Source organism: Agrobacterium sp. CNPSo 3708 (assembly GCF_028674915.1).
GTDB lineage: Bacteria > Pseudomonadota > Alphaproteobacteria > Rhizobiales > Rhizobiaceae > Agrobacterium > Agrobacterium cavarae.
This window is the reverse complement of sequence record NZ_JAQZSF010000005.1, coordinates 223,053-238,784: the sequence shown is the minus strand read 5'-3', so window position 1 is coordinate 238,784 and position 15,732 is coordinate 223,053. Positions and strand designations below refer to the sequence as shown.

The window sequence follows — 15,732 nt, the reverse complement described above, 5'->3', positions numbered from 1 at the left end:
TGATATCTCACCCATGAGCGGCGCTCCTTGGGTTCAGCCATGCCGCGATGAGATCGACCAGGATATTCACCAGAATGAAGATCGCACCGAAGGTCAGCACGATGCCCTGGATCAGCGGCAGATCGCGGTTGATGACCGCGTCGATCGCCATGTTGCCAAGGCCAGGATAGGAAAAGATGCGCTCCACGATGACCGTGCCGCCAATCATGAAGGTGAACTGAACGCCTGTAAGCGTCAGCGTTGGCCCGACGGCATTGCGCAGTGCCTCCTGAAGCACCAGCCGAAGCGGCGACATCCCCTTCAGCCGCGCCAGCAGCACGTAATCCTGCACCATGGCTTCCGCGAGCGCTTCCTTCAGCGTGCGCACGACGATGGCTGCCAAGGGTAGGCCGAGCGCCAGCATGGGCATCACCATGTGGGCTAAAATGTCAGCGAAAGCCGCGAATTTGAACGTAACCAGGCTCTCGATCAGGTAGAAATCCGTGTGGAAGTCCGTCGTCAGCCCCGGATCGATACGCCCGGACAACGGGAAGACCGGCCAAAACACACCAAGTAAGAGGACAAGCGCCAGCGCCCAGACGAAATCTGGCACGGCTAGAAACAGCCCGTTGATAAAATCCAGCGCAGGATCGAGCTTTGTGCCGCGCGCGAGTGCGCCGAGAACCGCAATCATGCCACCGGTGAGAACCCCGAAAACAAGTGCTGCAAAGGCGAGTTCGAGTGTTGCCGGCAAGCGGCCACCGATCAGTTCCAGGACATCGCGGCGTTGCGAGATCGACGTGCCAAAATCACCCTTCAAGATATCGCCGAACCAGATGGCGAATTGCTGTGGCAGACCGAGATCGAGGCCGTAATGGGCGCGCAGTGCTGCAATGTCGGCGGGCGTCGCACTCGGCGAAATCATCATGGCGACCGGGTCGCCCGGCACGATGCGCAGCAGACAGAAAACGATGACGGCGACGCCCATGAGCGTCAGCACCGCCATTACGAGACGATTGAGAAGATCGGAAGCGGTCATGATCAAACCTTCCTGTTGCCGTCAGCGTCGGCGGCTGCCAGACGCGCGGTTCTGCGAACAGGGGCGAGCAGCGCCACGACGAACGCGACGCAACGCTGCTCTATCTCGTCAGGCCTTGGAGACCAGCGTCGGCTGAAGCGCGCTCGAAACATTCGGCGTCACCTTCAGCGCAGACTTGAAGACGATGGGCTGCACATATTGCAAAAGCGGAATGACGTAACCTTGCTCGGCAATATACGTGTCAGCTGCCTTCCAACCGGCGATACGCTTGGCCTCGTCCTTCTCGCCCCAAAGCGGGCCAATGAGGGCGTCGACATCGTCACTTTTCCAGGCCGAGTGCGGCGACTTGGAGAACATGGCGAAGCCGGTCGATGTCGTGGGGTCGCCGATCGCGTTGCCCCAATTGTAGAAAGCGGCAGGCGCGAGCTTGTGACCGGCGCGCAGCTCAAAGTGCTTCGCCACCTCATAGACTTCGATCTCGGCCTCGATGCCAACCCTGCGCCACATGCCGACGATCGCCTGGATCATTTCGTAATCCTTGGGCTTGAGACCACGTGTCGTCTGGATCTTGAACTTGACCGGTTTGTCCTTGGAATAACCGGAAGCCTTGAGAAGCTCGGCAGCCTTCTGCGGGTCGTAGCCAACCTTGATCGAAGCGTCATAGGCTTGGTATTCCGGAGCTTCCAATGTGTCGATCGGAACGCCGTAGCCACGTAGGAGCTTTTTGACAATACCGGCCTTGTCGATGGCGTGATGAGCCGCCAGTCGAACATTCTTGTCCAGCATGGGTTCGACATTGGTGATGAAGATCATGCCGATATCCGAGATCGGCGATGAGACGCCGGCAAGGCCCTTCTTCGCCTTCAGTCGGTCGAATTCCTCATAAGGAATTTCGAGCGTGACATCGGAGGAGCCGGATTCGATTTCGGCGACACGGCTCGTCGGATCGGTGACGAATTTGAAAATGACGGTTTCGAAGGCGGGCTTGCCGCCCCAGTAGTTTGGGTTGGCCTTGAGGCGCAGGAAGGAGTTGCCCTCATAGGCGTCGAACATGTAGGGGCCTGTGCCGACAGGCTTCTTTTCAAAGCCTTCCGAACCGACCTTTTCGTAATAGGCCTTGGGCAGCACATAGCCAGTCAGGAAGGCCATCCACTTGAAAATCGTCGGATCGAAGTTGAGAACGTCGGCGGTGATCCGCTTGCCTTCGACCTTGTAGTTGCCGATGCTGGCCCAGACGCTCGCGACAGGATTGCCGCTGTCTGGCTTGCCGGCGCGGGTCAGCGACCAGACGATATCTTCTGGGGTGAAGTCCGAGCCGTCGTGCCACTTCACGCCTTCGCGCACATCCATCCAGACCTTGGTCTTATCGTCGTTCCAGCCCCAGTCAGTCAGCAACCCAGGCTCAAAGGAAAGATCCGGCTTCTGGCCGATATATTGATCGTAAATTGAGCGATAGATCGCCTGGATTGCCGGGTTCACGCCTGATAACCCCACCGTCCCGTCGAAGGATGGCAGGTTGGAATTGAAGGCAATCGTCAGAGTATTCGTTTCTGCTGCGTGAACCGAAATTCGTCCGGCAAGAATGCCGGTCAGAACGGTAGCCGCACCTAGTCCCAGTACGCCACGACGCGTCATGTCAGTCATTTTGGACTCCTAAAGTTCCCCTTGAAGGACTTCCGGTGTTTCCCGGATTTGTTATTGTTTTAAACTTAAAATTAAAATCCCGATTTTGACAAGAGCCGGACCACCCATTTTCGAAAATAATATGAAAGAGAATATTTCTCTGAATTGTCCGACGGGTAGCATTCGTCGCGTTTTCGTTGGAATTTCTTGAGTTATCGTTCATCAAGGGCCCGGAAGATAGGATAATCAGCGGCAAAAACATCGATCCGATCAGGAGAGATCGAGACGTTCCAAACCCCGTTTATTTTAAGCTTGATGCATTATCGAGAAAATGTATGCATACAGAAATAAAATCAAAACACTGGTGGAACGAGATGGCTGAATTCGATGCGGTGGTTCTGGGCGCGGGTCACAACGGGCTGGCAGCAGCGGTTCATCTGGCCGCGAAAGGCTGGAAGGTCGCAGTGGTCGAGGCAAAAGCGAGTGCCGGTGGTGCGGTCAAGACCCAGGAATTGATTGAACCCGGCTTCCGTCACGATCTGGCAGCGATGAACCTTTCCATGTTCGCTGGTTCCGCTTTTCATCAAACCTATGCTCAAGAGCTTGCAGCGCACGGCCTGAAATTCGTCCCCGCGTCGAAGTGCTTTGCCAGCGTCTTTCCAGACGGAACCCATCTCGGTATCGGAACCGACCTTTCCATCAACAAGGCAGCGATCGCTGCCCTTTCGGAGAAAGATGCCGAGAGCTTTACCGCCATGTCGGATGATTTTGGTGCCAAGGTTCCCCATCTCTTCGGTCTATTGGGCGCTCCCATGCCATCGTTTCAAAGCGCCAAGACTGTCTGGAAGGCGTGGCGAGCCGGCGGCATTCCCCTCCTCACCGATCTTCTCCGCCTGCTCCTATCGTCTCCACGCGGTTTTCTCGATCGCCATTTTGACAATGAGAAACTGAAGGTAACCATGGCGACCTGGGGCCTGCATCTCGATTTTCCTCCTGACGCTTCCGGCGGCGCGCTCTTTCCCTATCTGGAGACCATGGCTGATCAGGCCTTCGGCATGGTGATTGGTGAAGGTGGCGCGGATACCATCATCAAGGCGATGGTGAGCCTGTTGCAAAGCAAGGGCGGCGAGGTTTTCCTCAATTCTCCCGCCACCTCCGTAGAAGTTTTCAGTGGCACTAAGAAAATCGTAACGCTGGCAGACGGACGCAGACTAACGGCAAAGCGCGCCATTATCTCCAACATTCACCCCAAGCTTCTCTTCGATGGTATCGTGAAGAACAGTCCGCTGCCCCCGAAATTTGTCGGAGGCATCAAGTCCTACCGCTCCGGACCCGGCGCAATGATGATCCATCTGACGCTGGACGGCTTGCCGGATTGGACAGCCTCTCCGGACCTTAAATCCTACGCCTATGTCCACATCGCGCCCACTCTCTCGATGATGACGAAAGTCTATGACGAAGCGATCTCCGGTCTCCTGCCTCAAGAGCCGGCGCTTGTCGTCGGTCAGCCAACAGCGCTTGATCCAACCCGTGCGCCCGATGGCAAGCATGTCCTCTGGGTGCAGGTGCGTGTGCTGCCGGCCGAGATCAAGGGCGATGCTGCAGGCGAGATCGCTGCTAGAGACTGGGCGTCGGTAAAAGACGCCTATGCCGAGCGTGTCATCTCGATCATAGAGAATTACGCACCGGGTTTCCGTTCAAAAATCCGCGGGAAGTCTGTCTGGTCGCCACTCGATCTGCAGGCGGAAAATCCCAATCTCATCGGCGGCGATAGCCTGTCCGGGTCGCATCATCTCGACCAGAACTTCCTGTTTCGCCCCGTTGCAGGCTATTCGCGCTACAAGAGCCCGATCGACGGCCTCTACATGTGTGGGGCCGCGACGTGGCCGGGTGCGGGAACGGGTGCCGGCTCTGGCTTTATGCTGGCGAAGATGCTTGCCGGATAACTGGTGACGCCGGCTGAAGCAGCAGTTCAAGTCCGCAGAACGCTCAACACTGGCGCCAATTTGCTAGACGAATAGCTTTTTTTTAGCGAGCATCTCCGCCGAGGCGGGATGCTGATCCTCGTCAATTCTTGAGGAGGCCACCCGCTGATCGAACGGCGTCTGGTGTGTCGACATCAATGAGCGCGGCATGACCAAGATCGACCAACTGTGTCTCCACTCCCGCATCCTGCAAAATCACCTTTGCCCCCTCATCGCCTTTCAGCTGCTTCAATCTTTCGAAGAGAGTAGCCGGGATCACTACCGGGTGCCCGGCTTTGCCTTTGTTTGCTCCGCGGACGACTTGACGAGCGTCCAACACACGGAAGGTGGCTATGAGCTGATTGATATGCTGCTCCGTCACCATCGGCATATCGGCAAGCATGATGAGGGCGCCCGCGCAGCCGTTCAAACTTTCATGTCTGAAACCGCAGGCAAGCGATGTTCCCATGCCGGATGAGAAACGGTCATTGAACACGACCGACAGAGGAAGGTCGTCAATCACGCGTTCGATTTCGGTCGATCGGTGTCCCGTCACGACAAGGACGGACGACAGCCCCGAGCGAAGCATCGTCTCGGCGGACCTGCGAACCAGCGGCACCCCATCAAACTCCGCCAGAAGCTTGTGATGGCCGCTCGTTATCCTGCTCGACTGACCCGCCGCGAGGAGGACTCCAGCAATCCTCATCACGCGTGAACTCTCCGATCCCATAATACCATCGCGAGGGCACCGGTCCCTGCCCCCCTCGATAAAGATGCATGGTTTCGGCTCTTCATGAAGGAAAAACTTCCAATCTTGCGGCAGCCACATCTGCCAACACAGAGAGTGCCAGCGACGCTGCATCGCGTGTTGGACCAAAAAGACCGATCGGAGCGCGGATACGATCGATGTTTTCTGAGGAGACGCCTGCTACCCTCAACAACTCGGTGCGCCGTCGGTGCGTGCGCGTGCTGCCCAGCGCACCGATGTAGAAGGCAGGAGACGTCAAGGCGCGCTCCAAGACAGCCGCCTCTAGATCAAGATCGTGATGAAGAAGCACCACAGCCGTGAATCTATCGATTTCAATCGCGTTGGGGTCCTTTGAAGAGGACAGCAGCTGCACTTGGTAGCCGGAGGCGTGTGCCAGACGCGAAACTGCATCGGCCTCCGCCGTCTGACCGGAAATCACCACACATGTCTGAGGACGATAGACCGATACAAATGACTCCTCGTACCAGCTGGAACGGGGTGGAACAGTTTTACTCTGTGTCAGCGCCTGTGATTTTGGGTCTTGGCTCAAGGCGACGGTTTGACGGTCTGCCAGCTGATCAAGAACTCTCTCCAGCGGCTCTGCGGCGCGAAGGACATGGATCGCGATCGTCACGCCGCCTCCACAAGGAAGAACAATGTCAAAAAATGGCGAGCCTTCGCCGTACTTTACAACGCGGTCGCGCCCCTCCTCCATGGCTTTCAAGGCTTCGGCCGTAACCGCAGCCTCGATGCAGCCACCAGACAGGTATCCGCAATAATGCCCGTCTGATGAAACGGCGAGATGCGCACCAAGGGAACGTGCCGCTCCGCCTCGGATTTCAACCAGCGTCGCGAGAGCGGCTCCACCGCCAGCGAGGGCGTTCAAAGCAAAGCGAATTATCTCCGCTGGATCGTCGGAGTTGTTCACCCTTACGGGCACTGGCAGTGCAGTGGAAACGGAAGTGCTCACATCATTCCCCCAAAATGGACCGGCGGCCTAGAGGCCACCGGTGTTCGATCACGCAAGTTCAGGCAACTTGTCGATGAGCTTGTCCAAGGTGACCGGGTAATTGCGAACTCGGATCCCTGTCGCGTTATAGATAGCGTTGGCGATAGCCGCGGAGACCCCGCAAAGACCGAGTTCGCCAATACCCTTTGCTTTCATCGGCGATGAATACGGGTCGGTTTCATCCATGAAGATCACCTCCTGATGCGGAATGTCGGCATGGACCGGCACCTCGTAACCGGCGAGATCGTGATTGACGAAGAAACCGTGCCGCGTGTCGACCGCAAGCTCCTCGGAAAGAGCGCCGCCAGCACCCATCGTCATCGCACCTATCACCTGGCTGCGTGCGGTAATGGGGTTCAAGATTCGCCCGGCGGCACAGACCGCCAACATGCGCCGAATCCGCGTCTCCCCAGTTGCAACATCAACGCCGACCTCGACGAAGTGGCCGCCGAATGTAGACTGCTGATGGGTCTTTGTCAGGTCGCCCCACTCCATCGAGTCTTCACCGACAAGCCCACCTTCGCCAGCGGCTTCTGCAAGCGCGACGGTGCGATTACCTGAACGCACCTTCCCGTCCTCAAAGACGACATCGGATGAATTGAAGCCCAGTTTACTCGCGACAGCTTCGCGGAGTTTGACGCAGGCCGCATAAACACCCGACGTTGCGGAATTCGCACCGAACTGTCCACCTGAGCCGGCCGAGATAGGGAAATTCGAATCCCCCAACCGGACGACGACATTGTCTATCGAAACACCCATCATCTCTGCCGCAGTTTGAGCGATGATCGTGTAGCTGCCGGTGCCGATATCGGTCATGTCGGTCTCGACGGTTACCACGCCATCGCTGCCGAGTTTCACCTTTGCACCGGACGGCATGACGAGATTGTTACGGAACGCTGCCGCAACACCCATCCCAACCATCCAGTTGCCTTCCCGGCGTTCTGCGGGACCGGTGCGCTTGTCCCACCCGAACGTCTCCGCGCCACGTTTCAGACACCCGATAAGGTCACGGTAAGAGAAGGGTCGATCAGGATTCTCCGGATCGACCTGGGTGTCGTTCTTGATCCGGAACTCGATCGGATCCATACCCAGCTTCTCTGCCATCTCATCGACCGCGATTTCCAACGCCATCAGGCCGGGGGCTTCGCCCGGTGCCCGCATCGCATTGCCTTCTGGCAAGTCGAGCGTTGCCAGCTTCATTGCGGTCATCCGGTTTGCTCCGCCATAGAGCAACCGCGTTTGCATGACTGCCACTTCCGGCTGGCCATCTGGCAGATCGCCGGACCAGCTTTCATGCGCGATTGCTGTTATCTTGCCGTCTCGTTCAGTGCCGATCCGGATACGCTGAATTGTGGCGGGCCGATGGGTGGTGTTGTTCGGCATCATCGGTCGAGGAAGGGTGACCTTGACCGGACGCCCCACGGACTTTGCCGCGATGGCTGCGAGAACGGCGTCCGCTCTGAGGAAGAGCTTTCCACCAAAACCACCACCAATATAGGGCGAAACGACGCGGACTTTCTCCTTGTCGACGCCAAGCGTCGTCGCAAGGTCGCCACGCCACCAGTCGATCATCTGGCTCGAGGTCCACACCGTGACCTTATCTCCTTCCCACGAGCCGATCGAAGCATGGGGCTCCATCATCGCGTGAGACTGATCAGGCGTTGTGTATTCGGCATCCAGCGTTACAGGCGCTTCTGCGAAAGCAGCGTCGAAGTCACCGGCCGCGCTTTCCGGCTCTGTCTTTGGATCGGGGGTCTCGGCATTACCCATTTCTGCCCGCAGATCGAAGCGGCCCTTCGCCGGCGCGTAATCGACGCGAACGAGCGACGCAGCCGCGCGCGCCTGTTCGAACGTCTCAGCCACAACGATCGCGATCGCCTGGTGATAGTGCTGGATCTCGCTTCCGCCGAAAAGTTTCGCGGTGTTGTACTCGCCTTTCTCGAGGTCACCGACATCGAGCGTGGTGATGACATCCAGAACACCCGGTGCGCTTTTCGCAGATGATGTGTCGATCGAGGTCACATGGCCTTTGGCGATTGCCGAGCCAACCGGATATCCATAGGCATAAGCAACACCAGGTTCATGCCACTCATAGGCATAGGTCGCTTGGCCCGTCGTCTTCAACTGACCATCGATACGGTGGATCGGCTTACCGACGACTTTCAATTGATCGATCGGGTTTGTGGTCGCTGGCTTTTCGAACTTCATCGCTTAAACCCTCGCCTCTTCAAGAACTGCGCCGATTGTTCTTTCGACGAGGTCAATTTTGAATGCATTCTCATTCGTCGGACGTGCGCCCTCCATCAGTGCAGCGGACATGGCCCGCGCACCATTTGGCAGTTCACTTTCAGCCTCTTCGACGCGCCATGGCTTGTGAGCCACACCGCCAACAGCAACTTTTCCAGAGCCATCGGCCTTGATGACAGCCGCGACCGATACGAGCGCGAAAGCGTAGGACGCGCGGTCGCGCACCTTGCGATAGATTTGCTTACCGCCCTCAGGCTTCGGCAAGACAACGCCGGTGATCAGTTCGCCTGGGCGAAGTTCCGTTTCGATGTGCGGGGTGTCGCCGGGCAGTCGATAGAACTCTCCAAGCGGTATCGAGCGCTCAGTTCCATCCGCTGCAACCGTCTCGACCTTTGCGTCCAGAGCGCGCAGCGCAACAGACATGTCGCTCGGATGCGTGGCGATGCAGGCTTCGCTCACTCCGATCACGCCAAGCTGGCGGGTGTATCCTCCGATGGCGGAACAGCCACTGCCCGGCTGTCGCTTGTTGCACGCCTGGTTGGGATCGTAGAAGTAGGGACAGCGCGTGCGCTGCAGAAGATTGCCTGCCGTCGTCGCCTTGTTTCTTAGCTGGCCAGAGGCACCGGCTACAAGTGCGCGTGACAGGAGTGGATAGTCGCGGCGCACCGTTTCATCCGCAGCCAGATCGGTGTTTCTGACGAGAGCACCGATTCTCAAGTCACCCTCGGATGTTGCCTCTACTTGATCGAGGCCGAGCCCATTGACGTCGATAAGGTGGGATGGCCGCTCGATTTCAAGCTTCATCAAGTCCAGGAGATTGGTGCCACCGGCGATAAACTTGGCTTCGTCATGCTGAGCAGCAGCCTCCGCTGCGCTTTTGATCGACGTGGCTCGCTCGTAGGAAAACTCTCTCATGCGCTTACTCCCGCAACATCTTCAATGGCCTCGAGAATGTTGGAGTAGGCGCCGCACCGACAGAGATTTCCGCTCATGCGCTCGCGTACTTCTGAGGGAGAGAGCGTGGCAGGCTTTGTCAGATCACCTGTTACATGGCTAGGAATATTCGCCTTTATTTCTTCCAGAACGGCGACGGCGGAACAGATCTGCCCCGGCGTGCAGTAGCCACACTGGAAACCATCGTGCTTGATGAACGCCGCCTGCATGGGGTGCAGATTGTCCGGCTCACCAAGACCTTCGATGGTGGTAATTTCATCACCTTCATGCATGATCGCAAGCGTCAGACAGGCGTTGATGCGACGACCATTGACCATGACAGTGCATGCACCGCACTGGCCATGGTCGCATCCCTTTTTGGTTCCGGTGAGATGCAGGTGCTCCCGTAGAGCGTCAAGGAGGGTGGTACGGTTATCGAGTGTCAAGCTTTCCGCTTTACCGTTGACCTCGAACGATACTTCAGTTGTGCTGTGCAAGGCTCTATCCTTCATGTCTGCGGCACAACAAAGTTGCGCCTCCCACCGCAATCGGTGCAGCCAAAGGGACAAGCCATTGTCGACGTTAAAGTTCCAATCTCGGCATCGTTTTGCTAAAGTACCTGCTCTTTAGTGACAGCTTACCGAGGTTTTTTTCCGCAAGCCGTTGCATGTCGTTTTCGAGCTTCATCTGCTGGCGGCCGGCGACAGCGTTCAAGATCAACACGATGCGCGAAGGCGCGTTACGTGTTGAATGCTTTTGTCCAAGTAGGTACAGAAGGCGTCTCCCCCAGGAAGCCCAGGCATCACTTGCCATGGCGTGGCCTCCCCCGGCCAAGCAGGTGATAAAAGGCGATCGCTCCGATTGTCGCCGTGCCAATACCGTCCAGCGTAAAGCCTCCGACGTTAAGCTTGAAATTGCCAGCACCCAGAACCAGCGCAACACCAACGGTGATAAGGTTTCGCGGCTCGGAAAAGTCCACTTTATTCTCCACCCAGATCCGACCCGCTGTCGCTGCGATCAGACCGAACACAACGACAGAGAGGCCACCAATCACCGGCCCTGGTATGGTTTGGATGAGCGCGCCAAATTTCGGCGAAAAACCGAGGATGATGGCGACGAATGCCGCGACAACGAAAACGAGCGTCGAAAAGATGCGGGTGATCGCCATCACACCCATGTTTTCGGCATAGGTCGTCATGCCAGTGCCACCAAAAGCGCCGGAGAAGATCGTCGCAATGCCGTCACCGATAAAGGCACGGCCGAGATAGGCGTCGAGATCACGTCCGGTCATCGCGCCGATTGCCTTGATGTGCCCGAGGTTCTCGGCTACCAGAATGACCACGACAGGAGCAATCAGCGCAATGGCTGAAGCGGAGAAGACCGGCGTCGTGAAGCTAGGCATGCCGAACCAGGACGCCGCCGCAAAGCCTGAGAAGTCGATCGGCTTGCCGAGGCCTAAGCCATTTGCGACCACAAGGTAGACGAGATAAGCGATCGCGCCGCCGAGCAGAATGGGCAAGCGCCGCGCCATTCCAGGCGCGTAGACTGCGATCGCACCAACCGATGTAATAGTCAGGATCGCAATCCAACGTGAGATCTGGTCGCCATCGGGATTACCTGGGCCTGTGCCTGAAGCGCTTGCGATCGCGATCGGCGCAAGCACTAGACCGATCGCTGCAACGATTGCGCCGGTCAGCACCGGCGGCATAAGCTTTTCGATCCAGTTGTGGCCAGCGACCATCACGATGACGCCGATGAGCGCGTAGAGCACTCCCGCGGCAATGATGCCGCCGAGCGCCAAGGCGATATTTGGGCTCGCAGCGCCTGCAGCCGCACCTGTGGCCACCAGGACCGGGCCGATAAAGGCAAAAGACGAACCGAGATAGCTCGGCACGCGACCACCGACGGCGATGAAAAAGATCAGCGTCGATATGCCAGAAAACAAGATGGAGACATTGGGATCGAAACCCATGATCAGTGGCGCGAGCACCGTGGAGCCAAACATTGCTACCACATGCTGCAGGCCAAGCACCGCGGTTTGTCCGGCTGGCAGTCGCTCGTCGGGCATGATCCGGCCTTCCGTCTTCACCCGCCAGCGAGGAAAGTAGCTACCTATATTGCTCATCAATGTCCCCCCGACACTCGCGGCTGTCGGTCGGCACGCGCAAGTGCCAAGCATAGCCGCGAAAAACGCGTATTTTGGTGAGTTGCGCCTGTCGAGCGATATCGAATCGTCGACGGTTTATCTCTTTCGGGGTAGCGCGATTAACGTCGCCTGTCATTGATAATGCGTCATTTCCCACCGCTCACTCGAAGGCGAAAGGTCGATCATAAGGTGGGTCGGTGCAAGGACGATACTCGAATGCGTCTTTACCGTCCCTGCTGCAGAATTCTACTCCATCGCGACCCGAGCGCCGATCAGCCACTTAGAACTCGTCCCAGCCCCCTTCCGCTACCGCCTTGCCATGTCCTCCAACAGCGCTCGCCAATTTCGTCACCATATTGCGAGCGGGGGAAGACACTGGTCGATCGGAGGTCGTTGCGAGAGCGACCGTCTTCTGGTTTCTTGCCGCGGGACGATTCCCGAGTTGGAAGCCCTCAACAAGACCACGAAGGCGGGCGGTTTCTTGCGCAAGCGTCGCACCCGCGGCGTTCGTCTCCTCCACCATCGCGGCATTCTGCTGCGTTACCTGATCCATCTGATTGACGGCGGAATTGACTTCAGAAAGTCCGACGGCCTGCTCTTTTGCGGAGCTTGCGATCGCTTCCATATGCTGGTTCACCGACGTGATGTTCTCGTGGATTGTTCGCAAGGACTCTCCCGTCTCGCTGACAAGCTTGACGCCGGTGCTCACCTCTTCGCTGGAATTTCGGATCAGGCCCTTGATCTCCTTGGCAGCTTGAGCGGACCGTTGTGCAAGTTCACGGACTTCCTGTGCAACCACCGCAAATCCCTTGCCAGCTTCACCTGCGCGGGCTGCCTCGACGCCGGCATTGAGTGCGAGGAGGTTCGTCTGGAATGCGATTTCGTCAATCACACCGATGATGTTCGATATCTGGTTGGAGGAGCTTTCGATGCGCGACATGGCAGCCACCGCATCCGCAACCACGTGGCCGGACCGCGTGGCATTGTTACTGGCCGTGATCGCAGCCTGTCTCGCGTCATCTGCACGCCGTGAAGCGTTATTCACATTGACTGTAATTTCGTCCAGTGCCGCAGCCGTCTCCTCGAGTGACGCGGCCTGCTGCTCGGTACGACGGGAGAGGTCTTCCGCGCTTTGGCTGATTTCGCGCGTGCCCATGTCGATCTGGTCTGTTGAATGGGCGACGGCGCTCAATGTATTGCGCATCTGGCTGAGCGCGTCGTTCATCGTGCGCCGCAATTCCTCGAAGTCGGGTGCGAAGGGTTCATCAATGCTGAAGGAAAGGTCGCCTTGTGCCAGTTTTGTCAGCGCTGCACCAATGGTGTTGACGGCGTGCACGCGCTGCGTGACATCGGTAGCGAATTTGACCACCTTGACCACCTTGCCCTTGGCATCAAGAATCGGATTATAGGCGGCATTGATCACGACCAGCTTGCCGTTCTTGCCGTAGCGCGTAAATTCGGCGGATTGAACCTCGCCTCGACGCAGCGCCGCCCAGAATTCCGAATATTCGGGGGACTGAGCATAGGTCGGCTCCACCAACATTTTGTGGTTACGACCCTTGATCTCGTCCAATCGGTAACCGAGTGCGTTCAGAAAGTTCTCATTGGCGGTCACGATTTCGCCGTTGGTGGAAAACTCGATAATCGCCTGGGAGCGACTAACGGCCTCCATTTGCGCCGTGTAGTCCATGTTTTGGAGCCGCTCTTTGGCATTCGCCCATTCGACAGCAAAGCCAGTGATCTTTCCGTTCGCGCGCAATGGCGTCACGATCAGATCGAAGGCACGATGTCCAACCCAGATCGTCGCCCGATGCTGGCCTTGAAGCTGAGCCAGCATGTTGCGCTGGTGGGAGGGATTCTTGTGAAAAATGTCGATATTGCTGCCGATGAGCTTTTCGAAATCAAACCGCGGCAATTCTTTTTTCAGGTCGGTCTCAGCTTCTTTCAGAAGCTCCTGCACGGCCTTGTTCATGTAGCGAATGTTGAGACCGGCATCGGCGATCATGATGTTCGCCGTGATATGATCCAAGGAATTGGTCTGCATATGGGTGGTGTTGGAGTAACCGAACATGCTGTCGTGCCTTCTAGCGGTTGTCAGAGCAAGGCGTGAAGCCTCCTATGCTCTGGTGTTATTACTTGTCTGAAAATTCGGGGTATGCGTGCGCAGATGCTGGCCCGTGGTCTGCCCAAGGCGGCACGCGCTGTCGATGACAGTATAAGACCCTGTCTCTCAAACGTTTTGCGATTGGTTGCTCAGTTTGCTTCCGACTTTATTCGGAGCACGTTCTTCAAGCCGTCAACGTGCCACGTTGAGGAGGCCCGGTTTTACTGGCAGAGGCAGCGCATAGGCGGAAGGTTGCCAATCGGTCTTGCCCCAACGAGAACGTGAGCGGAATGCCCATCAAGAAGAGATGAAGCACCTGACGGATCGACAAGCTCGTAAGGGCATCGTGGAACTGTAACCAGTGGGGTTTCGCTTGATGGCAGTCTGGCCGACGTGCACCATTCGAAAAATCGGCGACCAACAACAATGACGAGCCAAGGGCGAGCACGCCCGCAAGGTTTAGAGCCAGAAATAGCTCATCGATATGGTAGCCGTCATTTGCCCTGATAAGGGTGTCGAGCGCCTCACCGCCGAAGACGACGGCGCATCCAGAAATCGTCAACATGACGATCACCCAGAGAAGAGACATTACATGGCATCGAACATGAACACACCGCATGACACCCCCCGACACGGCTCGGCTTCATGCCGCTGCAGGCCCCTAGATTAGAGCCCCTTGAATGCGACGAAGTAACCGGCCTCGATCCATCGCAGCTCTGTGAAGCGCGATCCGGGCGATGAGCAAAAAGAGCGCGGAGTTGCAGCTAAAGCAGATGGTTACCTCTCGGGGCGGGCGTAACTCCAGCCCCTTCGTACGATTCCAAATTTAGGGGTGAAAGATGAAAAAAATGTTAATTCGAATATTCGCCACAAATCATTTGCTCGCTAATAGAGCAATACACACGCAATTTGAACTATAGTCTAAATTTTCAAGCACTCATTATGCGACATCGGCACGAATTTTACAATTTTAAAGGATGGAAATAGGAGATCTCACTCTATGAGACCACGTCGGATCGCCTCAGCGATCGCATGACTGCGGTTCTTGGCGCTAAGTTTACGGGTTGCCGCCTTGATGTAACTATTCACCGTATCCGTCGTGAAGAGACATACTTCAGCGATCTCTTCACTGGTCTTGCCGCGACTTGCCCATCTTAGGCAATCAAGCTCACCGTCCGTCAGCTTCATCTCCTGAGCCGCAAACCTCTCCATGATCGGCCTTGTGATAATACTATGAAGAGTGCCAACAATTTCCTGTAAAAACTCAATTTCCTCGGTGGTGAATGGGGTCGCGCGGGAGAAGGTGACGGCTCCAAACACCTTCGCGCCGCGCCTGATCGGAAAGAGGGTGCGGTTGAACACGCCAAAGCTTTGCGCAAGATAAAGGACGCGCGGAGGCGGCGGATTTTCCGCATAGATCTCTTCTTCGATGACAACACGCGCCGCCGTTGAAGAAGCCTTGACGAATGGGTCTATGGCCAGCAACCCGTCACCATAATATGCGTCCAAATATGCAGGAGGCACGTCCGTGTCGATGGAATGACCGGTTCCAAATCGATAGCCATCAAGATCCAAACCGGACACTGCAAAGAAATCGAAGGGCACGGCTTGTCGGAGCCGCTCAACAAATGGGTGGTAGGGCAAATGCCTACGCACCGGTAGAGAGCTCAGGTCAACGGCCTCGTCGAACGACAATGTCAGGGCAAGCGTTCGAGAGAAGGGCATAAGGCGCTCCGGCTTTGATCCCAAATTTCGAGACCAAAATCAAATAGACGTAAATCGGTCACCTCACTCTACAGGTGATCAGGCCGACTATGCACAGCAGTGGGTGCCGTCTCAACCGATAAATGACGGCACGATTTCAATACGATACTCATGACGACACCGTTGCGAGCTTTTGCACTGCTTTATATAACCAGTGCGGTGGGAGCCAAGGGCAT

13 protein-coding genes are annotated in these 15,732 nt (G+C 56.8%); 1 reads left to right on the top strand and 12 read right to left on the bottom strand.

The window, feature by feature from the left end; genetic code table 11:
• Positions 1-7: 7 nt before the first annotated feature.
• Positions 8-1,018 carry an ABC transporter permease gene (locus tag PVA19_RS12985; RefSeq protein WP_274102807.1) on the bottom strand — a complete coding sequence of 337 codons (1,011 nt, stop codon included), beginning with the start codon at positions 1,016-1,018 and terminating at the stop codon, positions 8-10.
• Positions 1,019-1,126: 108 nt separating this feature from the next.
• A complete protein-coding gene (locus PVA19_RS12980; protein WP_274102806.1) occupies positions 1,127-2,662 on the bottom strand; it encodes an ABC transporter substrate-binding protein in 1,536 nt (511 codons plus the stop codon).
• 314 nt (positions 2,663-2,976) lie between these two features.
• On the opposite strand from PVA19_RS12980, the gene PVA19_RS12975 reads away from it, so the two are divergent.
• Entirely contained in the window at positions 2,977-4,587 is a 1,611-nt protein-coding gene (locus PVA19_RS12975; protein ID WP_274102805.1) for a phytoene desaturase family protein, read from the top strand.
• A gap of 121 nt (positions 4,588-4,708) precedes the next feature.
• On the opposite strand, the gene PVA19_RS12970 is transcribed toward PVA19_RS12975, so the two are convergent.
• The 10 genes from PVA19_RS12970 to PVA19_RS12925 all read right to left on the bottom strand — a co-directional run bounded on the left by PVA19_RS12970 (position 4,709) and on the right by PVA19_RS12925 (position 15,517).
• Positions 4,709-5,434, bottom strand: coding sequence for a nucleotidyltransferase family protein (locus PVA19_RS12970; protein ID WP_274102804.1), 726 nt, complete (start codon positions 5,432-5,434; stop codon positions 4,709-4,711).
• Positions 5,397-6,323 carry an XdhC family protein gene (locus PVA19_RS12965; protein ID WP_274102803.1) on the bottom strand — a complete coding sequence of 309 codons (927 nt, stop codon included), beginning with the start codon at positions 6,321-6,323 and terminating at the stop codon, positions 5,397-5,399. Before PVA19_RS12965 ends, PVA19_RS12970 begins: the two co-directional genes overlap by 38 nt.
• A gap of 48 nt (positions 6,324-6,371) precedes the next feature.
• Positions 6,372-8,570, bottom strand: coding sequence for an aldehyde oxidoreductase molybdenum-binding subunit PaoC (gene paoC, locus PVA19_RS12960; protein ID WP_274102801.1), 2,199 nt, complete (start codon positions 8,568-8,570; stop codon positions 6,372-6,374).
• Positions 8,571-8,573: 3 nt separating this feature from the next.
• On the bottom strand, positions 8,574-9,524 hold the full coding sequence (locus tag PVA19_RS12955) for an FAD binding domain-containing protein (RefSeq protein WP_274102800.1): 951 nt from the start codon (positions 9,522-9,524) through the stop codon (positions 8,574-8,576).
• Positions 9,521-10,054: an aldehyde dehydrogenase iron-sulfur subunit PaoA gene (paoA, locus tag PVA19_RS12950; RefSeq protein ID WP_274102799.1), complete on the bottom strand. Its 534-nt coding sequence runs from the start codon at positions 10,052-10,054 to the stop codon at positions 9,521-9,523. The genes PVA19_RS12955 and paoA overlap by 4 nt, the downstream gene beginning before the upstream one ends.
• A gap of 70 nt (positions 10,055-10,124) precedes the next feature.
• The gene (locus PVA19_RS12945; protein WP_274102798.1) at positions 10,125-10,355 is read right to left on the bottom strand and encodes a hypothetical protein; all 231 of its coding nucleotides are present in this window, start codon (positions 10,353-10,355) and stop codon (positions 10,125-10,127) included.
• Positions 10,345-11,667: a solute carrier family 23 protein gene (locus PVA19_RS12940; RefSeq protein WP_274102796.1), complete on the bottom strand. Its 1,323-nt coding sequence runs from the start codon at positions 11,665-11,667 to the stop codon at positions 10,345-10,347. Before PVA19_RS12940 ends, PVA19_RS12945 begins: the two co-directional genes overlap by 11 nt.
• A 301-nt stretch (positions 11,668-11,968) precedes the next feature.
• Complete coding sequence (locus tag PVA19_RS12935; protein WP_274102794.1) at positions 11,969-13,759, bottom strand: methyl-accepting chemotaxis protein; 1,791 nt, start codon at positions 13,757-13,759, stop codon at positions 11,969-11,971.
• Positions 13,760-13,976: 217 nt separating this feature from the next.
• Entirely contained in the window at positions 13,977-14,357 is a 381-nt protein-coding gene (locus PVA19_RS12930) for a hypothetical protein (RefSeq protein WP_144622247.1), read from the bottom strand.
• A gap of 428 nt (positions 14,358-14,785) precedes the next feature.
• Positions 14,786-15,517 carry a helix-turn-helix transcriptional regulator gene (locus PVA19_RS12925; RefSeq protein WP_274102793.1) on the bottom strand — a complete coding sequence of 244 codons (732 nt, stop codon included), beginning with the start codon at positions 15,515-15,517 and terminating at the stop codon, positions 14,786-14,788.
• Positions 15,518-15,732 lie beyond the last annotated feature (215 nt).